Source organism: Trueperella pyogenes (assembly GCF_001070855.1).
GTDB lineage: Bacteria > Actinomycetota > Actinomycetes > Actinomycetales > Actinomycetaceae > Pauljensenia > Pauljensenia pyogenes_A.
In genome coordinates, this window is sequence record NZ_JVLH01000006.1 from 12,584 (window position 1) to 35,471 (window position 22,888).

Here is a 22,888-nt window from a genome sequence, read left to right on the forward strand (position 1 = left end):
CGCTCAGCCAGCACACTCAGTGCAGACGGGCTGTCCATTGTCATCGACGTAGGCGAGCTGAGAAGCGTGATGGACCAAGAAGCACATCGAGCAGGTGAATTCGTCATCCTGCTTGGGGACAACGTGAACCGTCAGTTCTTCCTTCGAAAGGTCTGCACCGGGAAGCTCAAAATTCTCTGCGGCCTCATTTTCATCCTCGTCGACATTTGCCGAACCAGAATCATTGCGACGCGACTTCAGCTCCTCAATGGAGTCTTCAGCAACATCGTCATCATTCTTACGAGGTGCATCGTAATCGGTGGCCATTTTGCCCTCCCTTTTCTCTCATCATGTATTGCGCTCCCGCGTAACACATTCGCTGCGCTGCAGGGTAACACGTTGAAAGTTTACGCGCTACTGAAAAGGACACGCGCCCCGGCAATCAAAGATTTTAACGCCATCTTTGAGAAAATTTGACCACGAAGCAAGGAGGAAAAGCGATGATCGATCTTGATCTTCTCGGAGTAGGTGCTGACGAAGAAACACTGGTATTCACAGATAGTGAAGGCCGTCGTTACACCACCCCGATCACAGGCGAACTGCGTGGCGCTGTCCGTCGCGATCGTCCGCGTATCGAGGCGATTACCGAAGATAAGCCCTTGCGTCCTCGTGAAATCCAAGCCTTGCTTCGTTCTGGTGCACGAGCCGTCGATATCGCACGCGAACACAATGTTGAGGTCTCGCAAATCACTCGCTTCGAAGCTCCCGTTCAGGCAGAGAAGGATTATGCGCTTCAGCGCGCTCTTTCCAGCCCTATTGGAAATCTTCCCGACTCCCCCGTTATGGGCGACTTGGTGGTTGATCGCTTGGCAGCCCGTGGGGTCTCCCCCGATTCCTTGCATTGGTCAGCATCGCGTCAGGCGGATTCCCCGTGGGTGATTCATCTGACCTTCATCCAAGGCGCCGTGGAGCACGGTGCACAGTGGCGTTTACAGTCTTCCGGCCATCTCGAGGCCATTGACGAAGAAGCCCGTTGGCTGACCGAGACCGCTTCCCCGACCGGAGTCCAGAGTTTTACTTCGCTCCCTCTTCCAGCACCCGTTGTCTCTGCGGATCGCTCTGATATCGAAGAACGTGAAGCGCTGGTCGAGCAGCTCAATGCTCAACGCGGCAAGCCTCAAGAAATTGAGTACGAGCTGGATGATGAGGAAGACGAAGAAGAGATTTTCGAGGAGCGTCCACATCTACCCGCCGGGGTTGAATCTTTGGCAGCGCGTATCCATTCCCTAACCGAGGCACGAAAAAGTTCTCCAGAGGTAAAGGAACCTGCACAGACAATAGAGGCCGTCGAAGACCAGCCTCTGCCGCTCGAACAGCTTGAAGATATTCCTCAGGCTCCTGCTGCTGCGAAGAAGTCGAAGAGGCGTTCGGTTCCCAGTTGGGACGAGATCGTTTTCGGCTCGCGTCCCTAAGCAAGAACCGCTAGCGGAATTAGCATTTCATCGGGTGTTAAGGAGCCGTGGACGCCAATGAGTGTCATTGCTCCCGGGCTTTGAGTACGACTATCGACTACCCCACCACGGCCTCGTGAGAAGACAACGAAATCTCCACTCTCAGCAAGACCCGGGCCCGTACCGATCAGATCTGGTAGTTCATCAGCTCCCACTACCCATGCATGCTCGCCAAGGAATTCTTCCCAACGGCTGCGTACCTGCAGTTCGTTCGTACCCGGAAGACAATGAACATGAACTGCTCGTGTTTCCCCAGCGATTGCGCGCACGCCCTCGCTCAAAGGAGAAAGCTCAGCAACGTTATACAGCTGACCAAAATCAATATTCACCATGCCGTGGTCGGCAGTGAGGACAACGCGAACGTCGTCTGGAAGAGAGCTCAGGAAATACCCAAGTCCTGCATCGAAGTCTTCTAAGGCATCACTCCACCGGCCTGATCCAACCCCATGCGCATGGCCCGCAGCATCGATGTCAGACCAATAGAGATAAACCAACTTGGTCCCGGAGCGAATCTGCTCAATTGCAGCCCGGCACCGTTCTTCCCATGAGGTAGCCGGCACGAAACGAGCACCTCGAAGAGCGGCTGAAGTGAGTCCAGAGCCAGCAAACTTGGCTGGAAGGATGGTTGCGCACGAAACCGAGGCAGCAGAAAGTTGTTCGAAGAAGGTCGGGCATTCTTGCCACTGCGTTGGATCAATCCCATCCGTGAAGGCAAGAAGGTTAAAGAGGTGCTCTCCGTGAAGGACGCTGTAACCAACCATGCGGGTACGACCAGGAAGCTGACCTGTTCCGCAGGCGGTAATACCTGCAGCCGTTGTCGAGGGGACGACTGAGTAAGCAGTGTGGATCTCATCCCGGAGTCCGCGAAGGTTTCGCGTGTGTCCTAAGTGATCCATCAAAGGAATGAGGCCCAGGCCGTCGACCAGAATCACCACTGCGGCTTTCGCGCGTTCCAATCCCAAACTTGAAGAAAGATCGGGGCGCGCAAGAGACAGTTCGGGTTCGACTGCTCCCATCACTGCGGGAATCACCTGCGTCAGGCGAAAATCATCCGCGCTCGGTAAGGCAGCTCCTGTAGCGCGAAGATGATCAGTGAGCATTGCGGACCACCTCAAGAAGAGCATCAACCAAAACTTGAGCATCCGTATATGTCCGTGAGCCATCTGCTAGCTGCGAGACTCGAAGAGAAATATCATCGGGATAGCTACGCGCCATAAAACCGTGATCGGCTTGGCATGTCGGATCATCACAGCGCAACTGTTCGATATCACTGCGCTTTTGAGAGCCCATATCGATGCTGATCGTCATCTCAGAGACCTCATGTCCTTGAGTGGGATCAGCAATCACCTCTTGAACTGAGACTCCCGATATCGCACGAATAGGACGGGCAGCCGAAACTACAACAGCGCTGTGGTTATCCCCCTCATCAACGTGCACCTGAATGAAGCAACTCTGAGTGAGAACAAGAACTGTTAAGTGACGGAACATTGACCCACGATCGAATGCCGCCTCAACCTGCACAAGCGATGCGCGGACCTCTTCATTACCAAGCAGGCGATGAACGGCTCGAATTGCAAGGTCAGGAAAGAAGCCAGCACGTTCGATATCGCGATCTAATTTCACCGTCTAATTCTATCAAGAGCGGCGTGTACCTGGCGGTTTTACGCCAATTTCGTAGAGAATCGACCCATGCGAACGAAGGACGAAAAGCTGAACCTCCCCGATGCTGATCAGAACATCACCGAAATCGATGTCTCGACAGAAATGAGGGGCTCCTTCCTTGAATACGCAGTTTCTGTCATCCATGCACGAGCTCTTCCTGATGCACGTGACGGATTAAAGCCTGTTCAACGCCGCATTCTTTTCCAGATGGACCAAATGGGGCTCCGTCCTGATCGGGGTCACGTGAAGTCCCAACGGGTTGTCGGTGAGGTTATGGGTAAACTCCACCCCCACGGCGACTCGGCAATCTATGATGCGCTAGTCCGACTGGCTCAGCCATTCAATCTTCGACTCCCCTTGGTTGACGGACATGGAAACTTCGGTTCTCTTGATGACGGTCCGGCTGCTGCACGTTATACCGAAGCACGGATGGCTCCAGCAGCTTTGGACCTGGTCGCCTCTCTTGATGAAGACACGGTCAACTTCGTTCCCAACTACGACAATCAATTCATGCAGCCGGAAGTGCTCCCTGCCGGTTTCCCTCAGCTTCTCGTCAATGGTGCTTCAGGTATTGCTGTGGGCATGGCAACGAATATCGCGCCTCACAATCTTTCAGAAACAATTGCTGCAGCTCAGTATCTTCTCAAGCATCCCGATGCCTCCGTTGCAGATCTCATGCGTTATGTGCCCGGTCCTGATCTACCGGAAGGCGGCGTCATCGTCGGCTTGGAGGGCATTAAGGACGCCTACGAAACAGGCCGCGGGGCATTCAAGACTCGCGCAAAGGTCCAGGTTGAACGTGTTACCGCGCGAAAGATGGGCCTTGTCATCACTGAGCTCCCTTACATGGTCGGACCCGAAAAGGTCATTGAGAAGATCAAAGAAAATGTTTCTGCCGGTCGTTTGAAGGGCATCTCGGCGGTTCAGAACCTCACTGACCGTATTCACGGTTTGCGATTGGTCATCGAGATTAAGAACGGATTTAACCCAGAAGCAGTTCTCCAACAGCTCTATGCTCGTACCCCTCTGGAAGATTCCTTCTCGATCAACGCAGTTGCATTGGTTGATGGCCAACCAAGGACGCTGGGGCTCAAAGATATGCTCCGGGTCTTCCTTGACCATCGAATCGACGTCACAACTCGCCGGTGCAACTTCCGCCTTGGAAAGTGTCGTGATCGCCTGCATCTGGTTGAAGGCTTACTCATCGCAGTTCTCGATATCGATGATGTTATTGCCATCATCCGTTCTTCCGATGACGTCGAAACCGCGCGCGAACGCCTTCAAACTGCTTTCGACCTCTCTGAAGTCCAGGCAAACCACATTCTTGAGTTGCGTTTGCGTCGACTCACAAAATTTTCTCGCATCGAACTCGAAACTGAACGTGATGAGCTCAATGCGAAGATTGCAGAGCTGGAAGAGATCTTGGCTTCTCAAGATCGTCTCTACGCGCTCATCAGCCAGGAGCTTTCTGAGGTTGCCGCACGTTTGGGAACGCCTCGTCGGACCCTTCTCCTTTCAGCAACTGGCACCCGGGTTGACCAAGCGCAGCCCGGCGCCGCGCTCGCTGCAATCCCCGCGGCAACTGGGAAAACGACGACAATGTCGCTCGAAGTTCCCGATGATCCGTGTGTTGTTGTCCTCTCGGCAGCAGGATCACTGGCCAGAGTAGAAGGTGCAGATCCGATCGAAGCCGGTCCTCGCGCCTCGCACGACGGAATCCGTGCGCAGCTTTCGACCTCTGCTCGTTCGCAGATTGCAGTCGTGACCTCCGATGGCATTGCCCACCGCATTGACGTCGTCGATCTTCCCGCACTTCCGCGCTTTGAGACCGGATTGTCCTTCGCGGCTGCAACTCCCAGTGCCCTGCTGATTCATACCGATGCGCCTGCAGTCGGCCTGCTTGATCCCGAAGCCGATACCATCATGGCAATGGGCACACGCATGGGCGTTGTCAAACGTTTGAAACCCGATGTGCTTCAGCGCGACGAATGGGAAGTCATTTCACTTGAAAAGGGAGATGAACTGGTTGGATTTGGCCCCAGCAGCGACACCTCCGACCTTGTTTTCATCACCTCCGACGCTCAGCTTCTTCGCACTTCTGCCGAGAAGGTCCGCCCACAGGGACGCACGGCCTCGGGAATGGCAGGAATGAAGCTTTCGGATGAGGCAAACGTGCTGGGCTTCTGGGCGGTAAGCAGCCCGGACGAGGCTGTAGTTGTAACCGTGGCCGGTGCAGCTGGAGCGCTCCCGGGGACGGGACAAACAACAGCGAAGGTCACTCCCCTAGCCGCATATCCCTACAAGGGACGAGGCACCCAAGGCGTACGCGTCCAGCGTTTCCTCCGCGGAGAGGATCGCCTGGATATTGCGTGGGTTGGGGATAACCCACGAGCAGCCTCGGCTGATGGAACTCCGGTGGAGCTTCCCGCGCTCGACGAGCGCCGCGACGCTTCGGGAACCCCGATTACGCACGCAATCGCCACTATCGGTTGAGATAGCGGCCTCGTGCTTGTTCTATCTGGGCTTAGGTGAGTGTCACCAAGTCCAGATAGGAATCATCCCAAAGGTCTTCATCGGCATCGGGAAGAACCAATACACGCTCGGGGGCAAGTGCTGTCACGGCACCCGGATCGTGGGTGACCAGAACGACCGCGCCCTCATAGGAATGGAGCGCGTGCAGAATTTCTTCGCGCGAGGCAGGATCCAAGTTGTTCGTCGGCTCATCCAAGAGGAGAACGTTTGCACCCGAAACAACCAAGGTTGCCAGCGCAAGACGGGTCTTTTCTCCACCAGAAAGTACGTGTGTCGGTTTGTCGACATCATCTCCGCTGAATAGGAACTGACCCAAGACATTGCGCACTTGAGTATCGTCAAACCCCGGGGCGCTATGAGCCATGTTTTCCTTAACAGTGGCATTCATATCTAGGGTGTCGTGTTCCTGAGCGTAGTAGCCAAGCTTGAGGCCATGACCGTCTTCAACTACCCCACTATCGGGTTCTTCAACGCGAGCAAGTAGACGAAGAAGAGTTGTTTTACCCGCACCATTAAGCCCCAAGACGACAACTTTCGAACCGCGGTCGATGGCAAGATCAACACCGGTAAAAACCTCCAAAGAGCCGTAGCTCTTTGACAGGCCATGCGCACTCAGCGGTACTTTTCCGCAGGGAAGCGGTTCGGGGAAACGCAGCCGCGCAACCTTTTCTTGGACCTGTTCGCTTCCTACAGAGGCGACCAATTCTTCGGCGCGACGAAGCATCTGTTGAGCAGCAACGGCTTTCGTGGCCTTTGCGCGCATTTTTTCGCCCTGCACGCGCAACTGTTCGGCTTTCTTTAGCGCGACAGCTCGTTCTTTTCTGCGTCGCCTCTCATCTTCCTCACGCTGTTTGAGGTATGCAGCCCAACCCAAATGATAAATATCGACATGCGCACGATTAGCGTCCAGGTAGAACACCTGATTCACAGTGTCCCCCAGAAGTTTCACATCGTGGGAGATTACCAAGACCCCGCCGGGGAAAGTCTTGATCCAGTCACGAAGCCACAGAATGGAGTCGTGATCAAGGTGGTTTGTCGGTTCGTCAAGCAGCAGGGTATCTGCCCCCGAAAAAAGCACACGTGCAAGTTCAACCCTTCGACGCTGACCGCCCGACAGCGTTGAGAGAGTCTGCCCCAATACGCGATCATCTAGGCCTAAGGAGTGAGCAATCTGTGCGGCCTCCGCATTCGCCGCCCACCCGCCTGCCTGGGTAAATTCATGGTCGAGACGAACGTAACGCTCCATAGCTTTTTGCTGACGCGCACCTTCGGTCGTCGACATTTCTTGTTCGGCACGCTTGATTTTCTTAATGATCGCATCGATACCGCGAATCGAAATAATTCGGTCGCGCGCCAGTTGATCGGGATCACCTTCGCGTGGATCTTGGGGAAGATACCCAACAGTTCCGTTACGTGTAATTGTGCCTTCATACTGGGCAGCGCCGTGGTCTTCTTCTCCGGCCAGGAGCCGCATCGTCGTTGTTTTACCCGCACCATTGCGACCAACTAATCCGATGCACATCCCCTTATCAATCCTAAAAGAGGCATCTGAAATGAGCTCGCGCGGACCGATCCGCAAGGAAAAGTGAGAAACATTGATCACTCTGCCATTCTAACGGGGTGCCCAGCGCGCATGCTCACGCACCAAGCAGGCACAATAGAAGGGTTAAATCACGCGCATAGAAAGTTGAGATTGATGACCGAGCACGCCGAACGCAGCGCACAGCCTCGTGTGTACGACATTGTTGCTGTTAGTTTCGTTGCTTTCCTACTCATTTCGAATATCGCAGCAACGAAGGTCACGGCGCTTGATGCGGGCACAATCCACCTGGTTTTCGATGGCGGTGCTGTCCTTTTCCCGCTCACCTACATTCTTGGTGACGTTCTCTCTGAGGTGTACGGCTTTGCTCGGGCACGTCGGGTCATCATCATGGGCTTCGCAGCATCTTTATTGGCCTCGCTCACCTTCTGGGTCGTTCAGTCAATCCCAGCCGGCCCCGGGTATGAGAATCAGGATGCTTTTGTTGCAGTCCTCGGCTTTGTCCCCCGCATCGTTGCCGCTTCGATCGGCGGATATTTGGTAGGCCAGCTCATGAACTCGCTGGTTTTGGTGAAAATTAGGCAGCGCTGGGGCGCCAAGCACCTGTGGGCACGTCTGATCGGTTCAACCCTGGTTGGCGAAGCTTTCGATACCGTTATTTTCTGCACGATTGCTTTTGCGGGCATCATCCCTGGAATGGAATTCGTGAACTACATCGTTACTGGCTACGTCTACAAGGTCGGTATTGAAGTTATCTTCTTGCCCATCACCTACCGCGTGATTGCGTTGGTGCGCCGCGTCGAGCACCTGAAGAGTGACGAGGTCTTGGCATGAGTGCTTCCTCCAATTGGCTGAGCAGACCAGCTGAGTTCATTGGCCCCTTCCCGACCTCGGATCGCGATCGTGGTTTTGATTGCCGAACGCGACTTGACTATGGTCCAGGCTTAGGACGAACCGGCACGATTCACACCGCACACGGCACTATTTCGACTCCTGCGTTCATCCCGGTTGGAACAAAAGCAAACGTCAAAGCCCTTATCCCCGAGATGGTGCGCGATCTGGGTGCACAGGCTGTACTTGCCAATGCATACCACCTTTATTTGCAACCAGGTTCGGACATTGTTGACGAGGCCGGTGGCGTAGGTTCCTTCATGAATTGGGGCGGCCCGACCTACACGGATTCTGGCGGTTTCCAGGTTCTTTCTCTGGGGGCCGGGTTTAAGAAAGTGCTTTCAGCCGAGTTCAGCGGTCAAGCAAGCTTCGATGATCCCAAACTCAATAAGCAGGCTGTCAAGGCTTCACGTGCAGTCGTCGATGAAGAGGGTGTGATTTTCTCAAGTCACATCGATGGTTCGAAGCACCGCTTCTCTCCCGAAGTATCGATGAGCATTCAGCACGAATTGGGCTCGGACATCATGTTCGCCTTCGATGAGCTGACCTCGCTGCTTCACCCTCGTTTCTATCAAGAAGAATCTCTTGAACGTACCCATGAATGGGCCCGTCAGTGTTTGGCTATTCATCAGCGTCTCACCAACGAGCGCGTCGGAAAGCCCTACCAACAGCTCTGGGGCGTTGTGCAGGGAGCGCAATACGAGGATCTTCGCCGACATGCCGCCCGCACCTTGGCTGAGATGGCTGTTAACGGCCAGATCTTCGATGGTTTTGGCATCGGTGGTGCGCTGCAGAAGGAAAATCTGGGAACAATCGTCTCTTGGGTGAGTTCTGAGCTTCCCGAGGATCGTCCTCGTCATCTTCTGGGGATTTCCGAACCCGACGACCTTTTCCGTGGTGTCGAGGCCGGTGCGGACACCTTTGATTGCGTGAACCCTTCTCGCGTCGCGCGAAATGCAGCAATCTACTCCCCTGACGGTCGTTTCAATATTACAAACGCCCGCTTCAAGCGTGACTTCACTCCCCTGGTCGAGGGCTGTGGTTGCTATACCTGCACTCATTACACCCGTGCATACATCCACCACCTGTTTAAGGCAAAGGAAATCTTGGCTTCAACGCTGACAACGATTCACAACGAGTGGTTCACCGTTCGTCTAGTCGATGCCATTCGTGATTCGATTGACAACGGCGAATATTCAGCGTTTAAAGAGGAAATGCTTGGGCGTTTTTCAGGCGCCACGCGCGCTAACCTACGCTAACGTAAGTAGTAGTTTTCCTACTAGGAGTGGACATGGTTTCAGACCTCACATTGCAATCCCGCAGGCAATACGACCCGGGAACGCCACTAGAGGTACCCGTGCCGGATACATCGTTGATCACTCTTTTGGAGACCTCTGCGCGGCTCTACCCTGAACGCATTGCAGTCGACTACTTCGGCGCTACGCTGACATACGCTCAGCTCTATGCTCAGGTACTTCGCGCCGCACAAGTACTGATCGAGACAGGCTTGCGCCGCGGCGATGTCTGTGCCATCTGTCTTCCTAACTGCCCCCAGGCACTAGTTGCTTTCTATGCCTGCATGCGCATTGGTGTCGTCGCTGCTGAGCACAATCCGCTGGCACCCGCTGAAGAAATTCACCAACAACTCGATCGCCATCGCGGGAAAGTTGCAATCGTCTGGGAAAAATCGGTTGACGCATTTATTCGCGAGGGTGATAAATCGCTAGATACGATTTTCACTGTCGATATCTCGGCCGGAATGCCGCGCTCACAGCGAGTGCTTTTAAGCCTTCCAATTGAACGAGCACGGCAGACCCGCGAACAAATGCGTGCCGCGCGCCCTAAAGGTGCCCGCTCATGGGATCAGGCAGTCGCTCACGCACGACTGGTTCATCCTGATACTCCCCAAGCAACCGGCGATGATTTAGCGGTGATCCTTCATACCGGTGGCACGAATGGTATTCCCAAGTCAGTTCCTCTCACCCACCGCAATATTGGAACGAATGTCAATCAATGTCGCATGTGGGTATGGAAGCTTCACGAAGGTGCTGAAACCTTCTACTCACTGTTGCCCTACTTCCACGCCTATGGATTGACCTTCTTCATGTGCGCCGCAGTTCATCTTGCTGCCACGCAATTGCTCCTTCCAAAGTTCGATGTCGATTTGGCATTGGAAGCACATAAGCGTCGACCTGTGACTTTCTTTGTCGGTGTTCCCCCGATGTTCGAACGCGTGATGAATCGCGCTGCCGAAAAGAACGTTTCTCTGAAGACAATCAAGTGGTCGATTTGCGGTGCGATGCCCCTCTCGAAAACCTTGGCCCAGCAATGGGAAGAGGCAACCGATGGGATGATTATCGAGGGATACGGGATGTCCGAGACGTCTCCCGTTATCGCCGGTTCGCCCCTTGCCGATAATCGGTACCACGGCGCTTTGGGAGTCGTTTTCCCCTCGACCGATGTCCGCTTAGTCGATCTTGAAGACCCTAGCATCGATGTTGAAGACGGCACCCCCGGTGAGATCATCGTTAAAGGCCCTCAGGTCTTTAGTGGCTACCTTGATGCGCCCGAAGAAACGGCTCGCGTTTTCACTGAAGACGGATGGCTGCGTACCGGCGACGTTGCGATCAATAAGGACGGTTTCCTTGTGATGTCCGATCGCAAGAAAGAACTGATCCTTTCGGGTGGCTTCAACGTCTACCCCTCTCAAGTCGAAGCAGCAATTCGCTCAATGCCCGGTGTCAAGGATGTTGCAGTGGTTGGGCTGCCCGCAGGAGAAGCCCGCGAAGAAGTTACCGCAGCGCTGATCCTGGAAGATGACGCGCCAATGATTACCCTTACACAAGTCCGAGCATGGGCCGAGAAGTACGTCTCTCACTACGCCCTTCCACGTCAGATTGCGATCATCACTGACCTTCCCCGCAATCCGCTGGGTAAAGTCATGCGCCGCAAGGTCAAGGAGCAGCTTCTTGACCCCGCAAACCGAATGATTGAAAGTGCGCAAAGAGCAATTGGCGAGGCCGCGGCAGCAGTAAGTGAGCGCCTCTCCCCCGGCGATACAGCTACAGAGCAGAAGACTGACGAGAATGAGTGAGAAACCTCAGCGCCAGAGCACGCGCCTCATTCGTCATTCACGGGCGCTTGTCACCTCTCTCTCCCAAGGAGCTCAACGACTGGGATCGCATACTGCTGCACGTCTTAAGGCGCGCAGCAGAACTCAGGCGGCGCCTCGACACCACCAGGCTCCACCGAGAGTCCAGTGGACCCCGCCTACGCGACCACCCTCCAGTAGCCGCCGAGTTCTCAACGGCACGACCCGTAAGCCTCTTGTGCCTCGCTGGCTTGCCCAAGCGGGAGTTGGCTCATGGGCAATTATCGGCGTCATCATTGTCATCTCTGCGGTGGTTTTCGCAATTGCACAGGCCACCCCTGTCTTCGTGGCGATCTTTATTGCACTTCTTCTCACCGCAATATTGAATCCCCTGACAAATTTCCTCAGCCGTTGGTTGAATCGATGGCTAGCTGTCTTTGCCTCTCTTCTGGCTTTCATCGGCACTTTTGTCGCACTCATGACACTCGTGATTACCTCGATCGCTGGCCAATGGCCGAACCTTCTTGTCGAGGTCGAAAACGGGCTTGTGAAGGTCTCTGATCTGGTTTCCCATCTCAAGCTCCCTTTCCAAATCCCCATCAACGATCTCACTCATCTGAATGAAACTCTGATGAACCAAGGCAAGCAATTCCTTGCCTCGAATTGGTCGGGATTGCTCAGCGAGACCGTGGCGAATGTATCGAGTGCGGCTGTCGTTGCTTCGGTCCTCGTCCTCTCCTTCTTCATCACGATTTTCTTCTTGCACTCCGGCAGCCAGATGTGGGCGTGGTTTGTCGCGCTCCTTCCCTATCAGCGGCGAGCGGTAACGAACCGCGCAGCGCAAGCCGGATGGGCAACTTTCTCCGGCTATGCACGAGGAACCATGCTGGTAGCTGGAACAGATGGTCTATTTGCCGCTATCTTCTTGCAGATACTGGGAGTCCCCGTAGCTCCTGCGCTGGGAATTTTGGTGTTCATCGGCGCCTTCATTCCGCTTATCGGTGCTCCAACAGCAATGATCCTTGCCATGATCGTTGCTCTTGCAGCCAAGGGCATTGTCACCGCCGCAATTGTTGGTTTGGGTATTGCGTTGATTGGCCAGATCGAAGGCCATATTCTTCAACCGCTCATCATGGGGCACCAGGTGTCCTTGCACCCCGTCGTCGTAGGTATTGGTGTCATGGTGGGAACTTTCACCGCTGGGCTGCTGGGAGCAATCATTGCGATCCCGATCATTTCAGTGATTTGGTCGATCTTCTCTGAGCTCTACGTGCCTCGCGAGCGCGCATAACCCCGCTTTAACGAAAATCGCGTGAACGCACGCATAGCTCCGTATTCATCGGATAGATACGGAAGGCGCGTACGCTTCGTGTCCCATACACATTTTCACAGTAGCCGTCGACAATAACCGCCGGAGCCATGACCTCTTGGCGAAATTGCCGCCATGTGTTTTCGGTGACCGTAACGTTCACACTCCCGGTTTCATCTTCTACACTCAGGAAGAGGACGCCTCCGCCACTACTGGGACGCTGACGATGGGTAATAATTCCCCCCACTCTGATACGAGCACGATTCTCACACGCGGTGACCCGACAGGCAGGTGTCACCCCCTGAGCGTTCATGTCGGGGCGAAGAAGCACAAAAGGATGCTGTTTGGGCGACATCCCCATGGACTCATAGTCCAAATTGATGCGGGCAAAATCATCCAAAGGTGGAAGCTCGGGAAGATGATATTCCAAGCCAAAGCCATCAAGCATTGGTTGATATTCCTCAGTATCTCCTCCGTCTTGAGCCAAGCTCCCGCTTGCCCAGATTCCTTCGCGTCGCTCATATCCCAAAGAATCTAGGGCTCCCGCCTGGGCGATCTTTTCCAGATCAACGCTGCGGAGCCTAGCTCTGGATGCCAACTGCTCAAAACTCACATACAAGCCATCCTGGCGTTCGCGCACAATCCTCTGGATACGAGATCGATCAAGCCCTTTAATAGCATCAAGCCCTATCACGATCCCCCACTGCGCGTGAGAATCAACCAATCCTTCTTTTCCGGGGACTACCTTTCCACGCGCCTCGGCAAGCGCCTGCGCGCCAATGACACGCTCAATTTCATTGATGGGGAGAACCCTGGTTTTCTCACCCGAAAGGTTAACGTCAGGCGGGCACACAAGCAGGCCATGGCCTCGTGCATCATGAATGAGCGAGGAGGGTGAATAAAAACCCATCGGTTGATGAGACAAAATCCCCGCATAGAAATGCTCGGGATAGTGGACCTTCAGCCAAGCCGATGCGTACACAATGTAGGCGAAAGAAAAGGAATGCGACTCGGGAAAACCAAAATCAGCAAATCCTTGAACCTGCCTAAAAATTTCCTCGCAGATATTTTGAGGAATACCGCGCTGGCGTAAACCCTTCATGAAAGGCTCACGAAGCTTCTGCATCTTTGGAATGCTGCGCGAAGAACCCATGGCACGCCTAAGCTCATCCGCCTGCGTAGCGCTAAAGCCTGCAACATCCATAGCGATATGCATCATCTGTTCTTGGAACAGGGGAACTCCCAAGGTTTTTTCCAAAGCAGGACGAAGAAGTGGATGCAGATAGCTCACCTTCTCTTCTCCCCGGCGACGACGCAGGTAGGGATGGACTGCTTCGCCTTGAATCGGCCCCGGACGCACCAAGGCAACCTCGATGACAATGTCATAAAAACACCGAGGTCGAAGCCGAGGAAGTACATTCATCTGTGCCCGTGATTCCACTTGGAAAACCCCTACTGTATCGGCCGCACACAGGAGGTCATACACCCTAGGATCTTCATCTTCGAGTTCGTATAAAGAAAGAACTTTCCCCCGAGAATTTCGCACGCCCGATTCTTGAAGAGAATCAAAGATTCCTCCAAGCGCCCCCAACATCCCCAGTCCTAAAAGATCAAACTTCACCAACCCGGCATCAGCGCAATCTTCTTTATCCCATTGAATGACACTGCGTCCGCTTGTACGGGCCCAACGAATGGGACATACCTCGCTCACGGGTTGCTTCGTCAAAATCATGCCTCCCGAATGAATGCCCATATGACGTGGAAGACCGCTCAGAAGCTGCGCACAGGTTCCAAGCATTTCTTGCGAAGTCGATGACTCATTACTTTGGGAGCGCTCCCGACGCTGAGCGCGAGTAGGCACGCTATCAGGCGCAATCCCCAAAGCTCGAGCTGCATCCTTGTAGGCCAGTTGCGAACGATAAGTAATCACGGTCGCGACCTGCGCGGCGCGTCTTCGCCCATAGCGGCGATACACATATTGAATGACTTCTTCACGACGTGCGCTATCAATATCAATATCGATATCGGGAGCCCCCGATCGCCCCGGAGAAAGGAATCGTTCGAAAAGCATATGATGCTTGATCGCATCAACAGCTGTGATACCCAAGCAGTAGCAGACAGCAGAATTTGCAGCTGACCCTCTGCCCTGACACATGATCCCAGAACGACGACAAAAATCGACGATGTCATGAACAATCAGGAAATAGCCCGCAAAATCTAGTTTTTCGATAATTGCCAGCTCATGATCGATCACCTGCCACGCCTGCGGATAAGCACTGCGCTCACCGTAAATTTCTACTGCCCGAGAATAGGTGAGTTCCCTGAGCCAGGAAATCGTCGTGTGACCTGGGGGAACTTCCGTATCGGGAAGATCCAAGGAATCAAAAGATAAGGGGTAGTAGCACTCGCTTGCGCATTCGAAGGCATTGTTTACTGCCTGAGGTGCACTACGATGCAGAGCCAGCATTTCTTCGGCACTTCGCAGGAAAGCATGCTGTGCTGGAAGTCGATACTGAAGATCATCAAGACTGCGTCCCCGCCTTAATGAGCACAAAAGATCCGCTCGATATTTTGATTGAGGGTAAGCCATGACAGGAGCAGCACTTGCAACAAGAGTTAGACAATTCGCTTGTGCAAGTTCAGCAAGCTCGCGTCCGAGATCATCTTGCCCAGGCATCAAGACGCTCTCAAGAAGAACACGTTCATGTCCAAACAAAGCGATGAGATCTTTAAGGAATCGATCGGCCTGTGTATGCCCTTGCGCATGCAAAATCCGCCGCAGAGGCCCCCTGCTTCCTCCCGTCAAAATACGGATATCCCCCATCTGCGCAATATTTCCGAGGCCGTGGGCTGGGCTTTCCAGGGCATCATGCGTCAGCGTGTACTCGCTCATGAGATGACACAGATCCCGATAGCCCTGCGCCGAGGTCGTAAGGACAGGAAGGCGAATTCCGCGATCTTCCCACCCCTTGGGTAACCCCCACCCCTGAGCGACTTCTTTTGATGAGCTATATCGGGAGAACTGCCTCGCATCTAGAGTCAATTCGCTGCCAATAAGAAGGGGTAAAGAAGATTCTTTTGCTGCCTGTAAAGCCCGAATAAGGGAATACATTCCATCGACTTCCAGTAGAGCAAGAGCACTAAGATCCAGATTTTGGGCCGAAGAAACGTAGTCCTCTGGCGCATCTGCCCCCTCAAGAAAGGTGAAGTACGAATGCGCGTGTAGCTCAGCAAAGTGATGGGATCCCACCCAATCAGCATATCGAACACATGTTCGATATGCAGTGAATTTACCTCAAGAAAAGATTGAGCTAAACGCGCTCATCCTGATCTTCTTGGATGAGCTTAAGTAGCTGCTGAATATCAGCGGAACTACGCCCTTCTCCCAAGTTTTGTCCCACAACACTGTCAACAAGCAACTGTTTGTGAGCCTGAAGCTCACACACCTTTTCTTCAATGGTGTCTTGAGCAACCAAGCGATAGACATTTACCCTGCGATCCTGACCAATACGGTGCGCACGATTAACTGCCTGCGCCTCAACTGAAGGATTCCACCAAGGGTCCATCATGTAGACATAATCTGCCTGAGTCAGGGTAAGTCCCACTCCCCCTGCCTTGAGGGAAATTAAGAACACCTGCACGTCTCCATGCTGAAATTCATCGATCACCGCATGACGGTTACGTGTCTTTCCTTCAAGAAGAAGGGAGGCAATCCCACGTTGCTCCAAGGAATGACGAATTCGTTCCAAGAAAGCAACAAATTGACTGAAAACCAAGACTTTATGCCCCAGCGGGAGAATCTGCTCCAAGTGTTCGCATAGCAGATCAATCTTTGCCGAGCCGACAGAGTCATACCGCTGATCAACTAGGGCAGGATCCAAAGACAATTGACGAAGGCGCGTAAGCGCAGCCAAAACCTCAAATCGTTCACGAGTGTCATTTTCGAGCTCAAGATGAAGAAGACGCGCGCGCTCGCGGGTCAAGTAGCGGTCATAAATTTGTCGCTGTTTACGACCGAGCGGCACAGGAAGAAGAGTTTCAACACGCTCAGGCAGTTCGGGCGCGACCTCTTCCTTCGTCCGTCGAAGAACAAACGGAGCAATCAGCGAATGCAAAAGATTGAGAAGATCAGGTGAGCGTCCTGCTTCAATCGGGCGCCGAAATTTCTCATTGAAAGAAGAATGGCTTGAGAGGAGGCCCGGGACCGCTAAAGACATCAGCGACCAGAGATCTTCAAGAGAGTTTTCAATAGGAGTTCCGCTGATACACACCCGCCAGGCAACAGGTAGATCTTTCAGGTATCGATACAGTTGCGTGCGCGGGTTTTTGGCCGCTTGAGCTTCGTCGATAACAACTCCTGCTAACTCTCTGTTTTTCCACTGCTCACAGTCGATGCGAAAGAGCGTATGCGAGGTAACAACAACATCCGCGCGATCCAGCCCATTCCATCCCTGCGGGTCACGCGCATAGGTTGATTGAATGAGAGAAAGCGCCATTTTCGGGAAGCAACTTTCAGCTTCATCCCGCCAGCTCGACATGACGCTGGTGGGGACGACAACCAGAACGGGCTGGCTGGTATAACGTCGAAACTTTTCAATTGCCCCCAGGATCTGCCTTGTCTTCCCAAGTCCCATATCATCGGCAAGAACACAACCGAAACCTGCCCGAATTCTATTGAGAACCCAATGAGAGCCAATCACCTGATAAGGACGCATTCGTGGCTCATCCTCGACGGGCACATCTATTTCTTCCTCAGCCAGCTCTCTGAGACCGTCAATGCGTCTTCGCCATTGCTGATCTTCTTCACGCGTATCAACAAACTCGCTCAGGTTTTCCCACAGTCCAAATTGGGAGGTTGTTAGCGAAATATTATCGAGAGAACGCGATCGGTGAAGTTGCGCCGCCTGTCTAAGAAGCAGGCGTAAGCGATCGATATCAACGCCTTCAAGATGGAGCCAACGACCATTATCGAGGCGAATATAGTCTTGGTCCTCAGAGAGCGCACTGAGGACTCGAGAGATCGGCAATTCTTCATCTCCGACGCGAACAGTAACGCGCAAATTCCACCAGTCTGGAGAATCCGTTGCCTGGATCTGCGCATTAATCTGCACCTTTTCGTCAACGATGCGAGTCTCTTCAAGATGCTGATCAATATCCCAGGTCACCGAATCCACCGGCCAGCTATTTTTTAATGCGCGAAGCAGCTCGGGGACTTTCGGAAGCGGGATGAGCAGTTCGTGAAGTGTTGGCGCCAGCGAGGCAGCAGGAAAGTAAGCGCGTAATGCCGCGTGGGCAACGTCAAAGTCACGGGCAAGAGAATCGCTCAGATGACTAATTTTTGTCTGCGGGGACAAATAAGAGCGGAACCGCTTTTTCTCTAAGCTGTAATCCACCGCCCAGCACACATAGGCATACTGCGAATTTCGCTCCCGCAGACACAGTCGCAACTGTGGCAGGAGGTCATCAAAGGGGAAAGTCCTCATCGAAGATATACATCGGTAGTGCGCGCAAAGTGCGGCAAGCTCATTCCTGATGAAATCTCCAATGGCAGACAATGGAATGCGAACACAAACCTCGTTGAGAGGGGCCAGCTCGTTTTGATCGATGGGATCTGCAACTGCGCCTTCTCCTCCATCAATGAAGGTCAGTCCCATCTCATCAGCACGTCGCGGAAAAGGCAAGGTTGTACCAGCCCGGCCAATTTGTTCACGTTTATAGCAGACTTCAAGTCCTTTTCTGCTGAGGTTCATATCAATCGCGACAGCAAAAGAACTCATCTGAAAGTCAAATCGATGGAGTTGTGGTGTCAGAAGCGCAACTCCCGATTTTTGAAGCTCATAGAGCCAGATGGGTGCACTGCGACCCAGTGATTCCAGCGAGACGTCATAGCTGCCAGGCGAATATTCACGCGACTTTCTACTGCTTTGGTAGAGACGTCGCAAGGTTATGAGGTGATGCGGCGAAAGCGTATCCAGGAGGCCATTCCACTGCGACTGTGCAAGTTCAGACCAACTGAGACGTCGAGGTTCTTGATTGCGAAGAAGAACCAACGGAGTCAGCCATACCGGTTGAGCAGGATCGTGGGCATCAACAATAAGCCCCATAGCTTGAGCACCATCTGTGGATAACAAGCTTTCAAACTCACTCATCCACACGGAGCCTGCCGGATTTTGAGTTGAAGAATCTTCACCGTATTCGCGCCGAGCACGGTGAAGCAAGGCAGCTGCATGGACACAAGCACCTGCAAGATAACAAGAACACGTCAAATGAAGATGCGTCTTTGAGGAATCTACGTAACGAATGACGCTTCGGTACATGACGCCTGGTGCGCGGACGCGGGCCGAAGCCTCGGTATCGCTCCAAGCTATTTCCTGAACATCACCGCGCGCATCCGCAAGAGCCGCCTGCGCCCATAAGGCGTGCCCAAGAAGCGCAACTGCGTCTTCTTCACTGCAGGCGCGAAGAGCTTGACGAATCTGTGACGTACCCATCCCTTCAGGATAATCCATGTGAATGATTAGCCTTAATGATCTTCATACATTCCAGCAAGACTCCAAGAGCCTCGTTCCCACATCAGCAGAAGATCCGAGGAATTTTCACAAGTCACTCTGAGGTAGTGCGTACAGGGAGCATGGACAATGGCCTCGGCCGACTCTTGCCACCACGAATGCGGCATACTCCATGGACCTTTCCAAGAAAGCACCCCGTATCGGTGTTGTCGCCCCGAAACTATTGCAACAATTTCTTTGGGATTATGCGTGAGCGTAGAACGATCACTAACTGCCACTTGTACATGCTCTTGCAAAGAAGACTGAGCGTAAAGAAAAGCCGGAAGAGGCGTGGGGTACACCTTCGAGGGAGCCTCTTCCACTGCGCCTTCAGGATAAAGGAGATCACCGGAGCTCGTCACCCTTTGATCAATACAGGTAAATCCTGCTCTTTGCATGGGGGTATACCCCGGAATTAGACATGGAACACGAACAGCATCTTCGCCTTTATAAGCGCAAATTTTACGAAGGGCCGAATCGCGTTTTGGTGAGCGATGTGTTCTCCATAGAGTGCTCACTCCTGCTGAAGGGATGCAATGCAAGGCTTGAACGCTGATGCGAATCAGCCCCTCCTCGGTAGTGGAAGCAGAAAGCCAAGCTACAAGCTGCCAGCGAATACGATCTGCAATTTCTTCTTCATCCCCATCGATTCCCCACCATTGTCTTTCGTAAGTTTCATAGCTCTGATCGTGCGCAGTGATCACGATACTCGAGCAACGCAGCTGCTCTCTTTCAAGCTTTTCGCAGATTTGACGCGCTAAACGGCGCGAACAGAAAGCGGCCTGTTCTTCATTCTCAATACTTTCCTCACACTCCTCATCCACTTGCACTTCACGTACAGGAATTTCATGTTTCGGAATCCAAAGATCTTTCCCGCTAAATAATTCGTAGAGCTGCTGACCGATATCCCCAAAACGTGTATACAGAGCACGTTCTCCCATGCGCATCAAATCACGCCCATGCATCACTCCCACTGAGCGGCACGTATCAATGACCTGTTGGAGCTGCTCGTGCTGTTTTTGGGGAAATAATGGAAGACACTGCGCAAGATCAATATGGTCGAGAAACTCTTGAGTCCGCTCTGGGGGCACAATAATTCCGCGCCTTGCCGCCGCATAACTTGCAAGGGGGCCAGACGCTATCCCCACATTGCTTTCTGATCCACTCCATCGAGAAATCGAATCAACAATATTTTCGGCCAGTTGTTCTTCACTGCCGCTCCACCGAGCCGCTCCAGCGGCAGGGGCCCATGCCAGCCCCGGACGCACACATGCGATACCGGCAACCCATTGCTCACAAGCTTGGACAATTACTTCGAACGAGTTCAATTCTCTACGCGGATCACTTGGAAGAATAAGGAGATCTGGACATAGATAACGTGCCATCGACACGCGCATCCCCTGTCGCACACCACATTTCCGCGCAGAAGGAGTCACCGTTTTAACATGTCCACGCTCTTCAATTGCTCCATGAGCCCCCGGAGGAATATCGACGACCAAAGCATTAATTTCCCAATTGGGAATCCACACCATGAGACAGCGCATATCATCCCGCCTTTTGATAAATACCAAGCTCTTCTCCCCATGGGCGACTGAACCCAACCCATGGGCACTTAGTCAACAAAATTGTTTCTTCTTTTCGCACCTGGGCACCCAAACGCCGCATATCACGAAGGGCTAATGAGCAACGGTCCACATAGACCAATCGGCAATGCGGAAGGAGAAGCGAGATTACCTGCGCATCCGCACAGGAAGAGGGAACATAGAGGCAACGCGCCAGATTCAATCCCTGTTTAAAGGCATATTCCCAGCCAAAATCATCACTTCCAATGAAAGCGCAGCATCCCTCTTGGAGATCAAGAGAAAGAATGACATGAATCAATTGCGGGTAAGTCCCGCCGTATTCCCAGACCCCCACGCAGCGCGACGAAAGATCCGAAAAAGCCTGATTTTTCTCAAGCCCCAGGCGACTTTCGGTATCGCGCAGAACTTGACGAGCAAGGTCTAAACGCTTCATAAAATCACCTCAATCGAACAAGTGTTCTATTAGTGTATGCACCTGCTCATCATTTGCGTCCACTTTGGTTCCTTCTGAAGAAGTGAAAGAATATGGGCATGCGCCTCTTTGATCGTCCTCTTGCTCCCAACCCGTACGAGGGGCTTCCCCCCAGCGCAACATTTACCATAGTGTCGCAAGATCTAAGCAACGGCCTCCCCATGCCAAAGCTGCACACAGCAGAAGGCGGCAATATCTCGCCGCACTTAGAATGGAGCGGCTTCCCTGATCAGACAGAAAGCTTCTTTGTTTCCTGCTTTGATCCAGATGCCCCCACGCCATCGGGCTTTTGGCACTGGATGGTGATCGACATCCCCGTCTCATGCACATCTCTTGCGCGCGGAGCTGGCAGTTCTGATCTTGAACTTGACGGAAGCGCTTTCCACCTTCGAGGGGATCACGGCGATCATTCATATTTCGGCGCCGCGCCGCCAGCAGGTGACCGTCCCCACCGCTACATCTTTTCCGTTCATGCCCTAGATATTCCAACCCTAGGCTGCGATGACGACACCTCACTAGCAATGTATTCTTTCGAGGCCATAGAACACACCATCGCCCGTGCAACTTTGACCGCAACGTACCAAACACCATCGAACTGACATGCTTCACATCATTTTTCTTGAACCTGAAATCCCAGGAAATAGCGGCGCTGCAATTCGCCTCGCTGCGTGTACAGGAGCTTTTCTTCACTTAGTTGAACCGCTGGGGTTCGACATGTCCGACACCAAGCTCAAGCGCGCGGGATTGGACTACCACGATCTGGCACACGTCAAGGTCCACTCCAATTTTGAAGACGCGTTAGCCGAAATTCCCGGGCACATCTGGGCATTTACCGGACATGCTTCAGATCATTACAGCGAGGTTCACTACGCCGATGGAGATGGCTTACTGTTCGGCCGCGAATCGGTCGGCCTTCCTGAATGGGCAATGACTCATCCACGTGTCACTCAATGCGTGCGCATTCAGATGCTCCCGGGAGTGCGTTCACTCAATCTTGCAAATTCCGCATCGATTGCTCTTTACGAGGCTTGGCGCCAGTTGGGGTTCCCGAACGGAATCTAGCCGCGGGCTGCTTCCGTCTCATCCACCTCTTCTGGGGCCTCTGATTTTTTCGAGGCAAGAATCCCCCTACCGGGTCGCTCTACTTGCTCGGCAATTTCAACGATCCTGCGAGGATTAGAAACCCACATCCATATGGCCCCGATAGCAGCAACGACCAGTGAAAGATAGGCGAAGTCAGCGCCAAAAGCATTCCAAGCATTCGGCATCAGGCTCATTGAGGATAAGGAAGCTCCAGCTGCGCCACACGCAAGAGGTCCGATAAGGCACAGAGTAATCATGCACCATCCGAGGATGCGCATACGCCTTCCATTGTGCGTCAGGCTAATAGCAGCAACTACGTAAATTGCTCCAATAAGCACCGCAATGATGCGTGCCCACAGCGGTATCTCTCGAAGATAGTAGGAATCAGCAAGCGCTCGAAGAGTGACAGTCACGCTAAAAATCCAGTACAGGGCAATAACCAATCGTCCCGATCCGCGTGCGGGTGGGCGATTATCCTGAGATTGCTCGTGAACCGCTTCGCTCACCTTTCCTCCTTTAATCCACTGCCATACTAGTTGCTCCGCGCCGCTCCCCACGACTTTTTGCATGAAAACATGTGTGCTGTCTAACCGCCAAGTAGACGATTTTGTGACGGACAAAAGTAGTGAGTAGTGGAAGAATGGGACCTAAGTCGGACATTGAAGGTCCGTTCTCTTCATTATCAAG

17 protein-coding genes are annotated in these 22,888 nt (G+C 53.3%); 8 read left to right on the forward strand and 9 right to left on the reverse strand.

Annotation, left to right across the window (positions count from 1 at the left end; all coding sequences use genetic code 11):
* Positions 1 to 3 precede the first annotated feature (3 nt).
* The gene (locus ADG72_RS01440; RefSeq protein WP_019126066.1) at positions 4 to 306 is read right to left on the reverse strand and encodes a DUF4193 domain-containing protein; all 303 of its coding nucleotides are present in this window, start codon (positions 304 to 306) and stop codon (positions 4 to 6) included.
* Positions 307 to 479: 173 nt separating this feature from the next.
* Here ADG72_RS01440 and sepH point away from each other — a divergent pair, with 173 nt between their 5' ends.
* On the forward strand, positions 480 to 1,451 hold the full coding sequence (gene sepH / locus ADG72_RS01445) for a septation protein SepH (RefSeq protein WP_048711656.1): 972 nt from the start codon (positions 480 to 482) through the stop codon (positions 1,449 to 1,451).
* On the opposite strand, the gene ADG72_RS01450 is transcribed toward sepH, so the two are convergent.
* A complete protein-coding gene (locus ADG72_RS01450) occupies positions 1,448 to 2,590 on the reverse strand; it encodes an alkaline phosphatase family protein (protein ID WP_048711658.1) in 1,143 nt (380 codons plus the stop codon). The genes sepH and ADG72_RS01450 overlap by 4 nt on opposite strands.
* Positions 2,580 to 3,113, reverse strand: coding sequence for a DUF5998 family protein (locus ADG72_RS01455; protein WP_048711659.1), 534 nt, complete (start codon positions 3,111 to 3,113; stop codon positions 2,580 to 2,582). Before ADG72_RS01455 ends, ADG72_RS01450 begins: the two co-directional genes overlap by 11 nt.
* 66 nt (positions 3,114 to 3,179) lie before the next feature.
* On the opposite strand from ADG72_RS01455, the gene ADG72_RS01460 reads away from it, so the two are divergent.
* Positions 3,180 to 5,645 carry a DNA gyrase/topoisomerase IV subunit A gene (locus tag ADG72_RS01460; protein ID WP_048711661.1) on the forward strand — a complete coding sequence of 822 codons (2,466 nt, stop codon included), beginning with the start codon at positions 3,180 to 3,182 and terminating at the stop codon, positions 5,643 to 5,645.
* Between the two features lie 31 nt (positions 5,646 to 5,676).
* Here the strand turns inward: ADG72_RS01460 and ADG72_RS01465 are convergent, their stop codons facing one another.
* A complete protein-coding gene (locus ADG72_RS01465) occupies positions 5,677 to 7,287 on the reverse strand; it encodes an ABC-F family ATP-binding cassette domain-containing protein (RefSeq protein WP_048711663.1) in 1,611 nt (536 codons plus the stop codon).
* 93 nt (positions 7,288 to 7,380) lie between these two features.
* Here ADG72_RS01465 and ADG72_RS01470 point away from each other — a divergent pair, with 93 nt between their 5' ends.
* From ADG72_RS01470 to ADG72_RS01485, 4 genes are read left to right on the forward strand one after another with little or no spacing between them, the layout of a single operon-like run.
* Complete coding sequence (locus ADG72_RS01470; RefSeq protein ID WP_048711665.1) at positions 7,381 to 8,058, forward strand: queuosine precursor transporter; 678 nt, start codon at positions 7,381 to 7,383, stop codon at positions 8,056 to 8,058.
* Complete coding sequence (gene tgt, locus ADG72_RS01475) at positions 8,055 to 9,374, forward strand: tRNA guanosine(34) transglycosylase Tgt (protein WP_048711668.1); 1,320 nt, start codon at positions 8,055 to 8,057, stop codon at positions 9,372 to 9,374. Before ADG72_RS01470 ends, tgt begins: the two co-directional genes overlap by 4 nt.
* A 32-nt stretch (positions 9,375 to 9,406) precedes the next feature.
* Positions 9,407 to 11,209 (forward strand): AMP-binding protein, encoded by a 1,803-nt coding sequence (locus ADG72_RS01480; RefSeq protein ID WP_048711670.1) that lies wholly within the window; start codon positions 9,407 to 9,409, stop codon positions 11,207 to 11,209.
* A complete protein-coding gene (locus tag ADG72_RS01485) occupies positions 11,202 to 12,497 on the forward strand; it encodes an AI-2E family transporter (RefSeq protein WP_048711671.1) in 1,296 nt (431 codons plus the stop codon). The genes ADG72_RS01480 and ADG72_RS01485 overlap by 8 nt, the downstream gene beginning before the upstream one ends.
* Before the next feature lie 7 nt (positions 12,498 to 12,504).
* Here ADG72_RS01485 and ADG72_RS01490 read toward each other — a convergent pair whose 3' ends face one another.
* The 4 genes from ADG72_RS01490 to ADG72_RS01505 all read right to left on the reverse strand — a co-directional run bounded on the left by ADG72_RS01490 (position 12,505) and on the right by ADG72_RS01505 (position 21,079).
* Positions 12,505 to 15,765 carry an error-prone DNA polymerase gene (locus tag ADG72_RS01490; RefSeq protein ID WP_048711673.1) on the reverse strand — a complete coding sequence of 1,087 codons (3,261 nt, stop codon included), beginning with the start codon at positions 15,763 to 15,765 and terminating at the stop codon, positions 12,505 to 12,507.
* A 61-nt stretch (positions 15,766 to 15,826) separates the two neighbouring features.
* Positions 15,827 to 19,006 (reverse strand): DEAD/DEAH box helicase, encoded by a 3,180-nt coding sequence (locus ADG72_RS01495; protein ID WP_239667619.1) that lies wholly within the window; start codon positions 19,004 to 19,006, stop codon positions 15,827 to 15,829.
* A gap of 32 nt (positions 19,007 to 19,038) precedes the next feature.
* Positions 19,039 to 20,634: a hypothetical protein gene (locus ADG72_RS01500; RefSeq protein WP_157857677.1), complete on the reverse strand. Its 1,596-nt coding sequence runs from the start codon at positions 20,632 to 20,634 to the stop codon at positions 19,039 to 19,041.
* Complete coding sequence (locus ADG72_RS01505; RefSeq protein ID WP_048711677.1) at positions 20,609 to 21,079, reverse strand: hypothetical protein; 471 nt, start codon at positions 21,077 to 21,079, stop codon at positions 20,609 to 20,611. The genes ADG72_RS01500 and ADG72_RS01505 overlap by 26 nt, the downstream gene beginning before the upstream one ends.
* 98 nt (positions 21,080 to 21,177) lie before the next feature.
* On the opposite strand from ADG72_RS01505, the gene ADG72_RS01510 reads away from it, so the two are divergent.
* Both ADG72_RS01510 and ADG72_RS01515 read left to right on the forward strand, forming a co-directional pair.
* Complete coding sequence (locus ADG72_RS01510; RefSeq protein WP_048711679.1) at positions 21,178 to 21,717, forward strand: YbhB/YbcL family Raf kinase inhibitor-like protein; 540 nt, start codon at positions 21,178 to 21,180, stop codon at positions 21,715 to 21,717.
* A gap of 1 nt (position 21,718) precedes the next feature.
* Positions 21,719 to 22,180 carry a tRNA (cytidine(34)-2'-O)-methyltransferase gene (locus ADG72_RS01515; RefSeq protein ID WP_048711680.1) on the forward strand — a complete coding sequence of 154 codons (462 nt, stop codon included), beginning with the start codon at positions 21,719 to 21,721 and terminating at the stop codon, positions 22,178 to 22,180.
* On the opposite strand, the gene ADG72_RS01520 is transcribed toward ADG72_RS01515, so the two are convergent.
* Positions 22,177 to 22,707, reverse strand: a complete 531-nt coding sequence (locus ADG72_RS01520; RefSeq protein WP_048711682.1) for a hypothetical protein — start codon at positions 22,705 to 22,707, stop codon at positions 22,177 to 22,179. The genes ADG72_RS01515 and ADG72_RS01520 overlap by 4 nt on opposite strands.
* Between the last annotated feature and the right edge of the window lie 181 nt (positions 22,708 to 22,888).